Source organism: Oleiphilus sp. HI0128, assembly GCF_001635365.1.
On sequence record NZ_LWGG01000142.1, the window covers coordinates 1 to 826 of the forward strand.

The 826-nt window shown below is 43.4% G+C and carries 1 protein-coding gene; it reads right to left on the reverse strand.

Translation table 11 applies throughout. The annotated features are described in order from the left end of the window. A partial coding sequence (locus tag A3763_RS01845; RefSeq protein ID WP_304440771.1) for a 7TM diverse intracellular signaling domain-containing protein occupies positions 1-826 on the reverse strand: 826 nt, incomplete at both ends.

Genomic DNA, 826 nt, shown 5'->3' on the forward strand with positions numbered 1-826 from the left:
TCAAAGTGCCGGCGATTGAATAGAGTGGTCAAGGAGTCGGTTGTAGAGGCTAACTCCAGGCGATTATTTGCTTGCTCAAGCTCGGTGAGCGCTCGTTGCATGGATTGAGTCCGCTCACGGACTTTGGACTCTAGCTGGGCATTGATAGTGGTTTGTGTTTCCAATAATTGCTCTTGCGACTCTCGTAGCCTCTTTTCACTTGAAAGTACAGATTCCTGGGCGAGAATGCGCATTTCTTTTTCACGGTTTATTCGGTTGGCTAGAGCAAGAGAAAGCAGGGATACCAAAAATAGAACACCAATTTGCCCTGCATTATTGGTAAANAAATTGGCCGTCACGAGCCCGAATTTAACCGCGCCTAATGTACCAATCCCCAAGAAAGTTGTGGTCCAGGCGAGGCAGTAGTAGCGAGCATCAGAATGTCCCCGGAACAAAGCGATATACCCGAGTAGCATTGACATGGTGCAATTGATTAAAGCAAGAGCGCTGTTTAGACGTATCGTAATGCTATATGAAATGATAAAGGTCAGCACAAATGAGATGCTGGACACGACTGCTAAAGCTTGTGCAATGCGATAAGCTTTTGGGTTGGTTTCTTTGAGCTTTAAAAACTCAATAATCAGCACTAAAACGGTAATATTACAACCGCCGATAAAAACGGATATCGCGTAGCTATTCCATTCTAGAGCCTCTGGCCATAGATAGGCAAAGCCATAACCCTTTAGGCTTATTTGAAAGAGCAAGTAACTGAAAACGAAAAGAACATAGTAGAAATAGCTCATTTCCCTGATAGAGAAAAATAGCAATAAATTATAGATGACCATGA